The sequence below is a fragment of the Nocardia sp. CWNU-33 genome (assembly GCF_046764895.1).
Lineage (GTDB): Bacteria > Actinomycetota > Actinomycetes > Mycobacteriales > Mycobacteriaceae > Nocardia.
Window position 1 is genome coordinate 1 of sequence record NZ_JBKOQN010000108.1, and the last position, 1339, is coordinate 1339.

Consider the following 1339-nt stretch of genomic DNA (forward strand, 5'->3'; position numbering starts at 1 on the left):
CGATCAGCCGTGCACGTTCAATGGAGGACAGGGTGGGAAGGCGACCGGCAGGGCGGTCAAGGCGCGGTGGAAGGGACCTGGCCGCCAGACTGGTTCCCCGGTCGGGAGGTCCGGTCGCATCTCGGGTAGTGCGTCGAGGAGTTGGTCGATGGCGTCCTGCGCGATGAGGTAGGCCGAGGATTGCGCGGGGCAGGCGTGTGGGCCGATGCCCCATGCCAGGTGTGCGCGATTGCCTGCCTGGTTTTCGGTTCGGATGGCGGGGTCGTTGTTGCATGCGGCCATGCTGATGACGACCGGTTGATGGGCGGGTAGCCAGACGTCGTCGACGAGGATCGGTTGGCGTGGGTAGCTGATCAGGAGGTTGGCCAGTGGTGGGTCGTTGAACAAGACTTCGTCGAGGGCTTCGCGGGAGGAGAGGTTTCCGCCCATGACGCTGCCGCCGAACCGGTCGTCGGTGAGGATCACCAGTAGGGTGTTGACGATCAGGTTCAGTAGGAACTCGATCCCTGTGCCGTAGACCTGTGCTACGTGGTTGACGACTTCCATTTCGTCGAGTTCGGACGGATGTTGTAGCAGTACGGTGGTGATGTCGTTTGCTGGTTCGGTTCGTTTGAGTGCTACGAGTTCCAGTAGTGCTTCGAACAGTATTTTGTTGCCGTTTTCGGCATCGACTCCCTCGACGATCGCGGCCGTGCCGGCGGCGACTCGCTGTCCTATCTCTGGGGGGCAGCCGAGCAGGGTATTGACGACTTGGAATACGAGCGGGAACACGTATTGGCTGATCAGGTCGGCTTTGCCGTCCTGGCAGAAGGTGTTGACCAGCGGGATGGCGATGTCTTCCACGATGTCGTGGAGTGCGTAGAGGTCTATCGCGTCGAGGCTTGCGGTACTGGCCTGGCGGTAGCGTGCGAAGTCGAGCCCGGTGCTTCTGCTTGCGAGCGGTCGCCATCCCAGCAGTGGGAGGATGGGGCAGTCGGTGGGGATGTTCTTCTGCCAGGTGCGGGGATCGGCGGGGAAGTGCTCGGGATCGTTGAGGATCCGCACTGCGGTGTTGTAGCCGATCACCAAGGTGGCGGGTACCTCCGGCGCAAGTTCCACCGGTGCCAAAGAGCCGTATTGGCTGCGCATTTCACGGTAGGCGCGGTGTGGATCGGCGGCGAATTCCGGCGCGTGCAGCGGCACTCGTGGGTCGTCGGAATCGGTCGGTGAGCCGTGGTAGACCGGGCAGGATTGGGTGGGTATTTGCGACGGCGGCGTACTCAAGGATGGAACTCCATACAATTCGTGTGCACTGCGGGTGGGACGGATTCTGTGCCGAGGCGCAGCGCCGGGGAGCGCG

General features: G+C 62.8%; 1 protein-coding gene. It reads right to left on the reverse strand.

From position 1 onward, the window contains the following. Positions 1-3 precede the first annotated feature (3 nt). Complete coding sequence (locus ACLMAL_RS39580; RefSeq protein WP_412003762.1) at positions 4-1263, reverse strand: cytochrome P450; 1260 nt, start codon at positions 1261-1263, stop codon at positions 4-6. Positions 1264-1339: the final 76 nt, after the last annotated feature.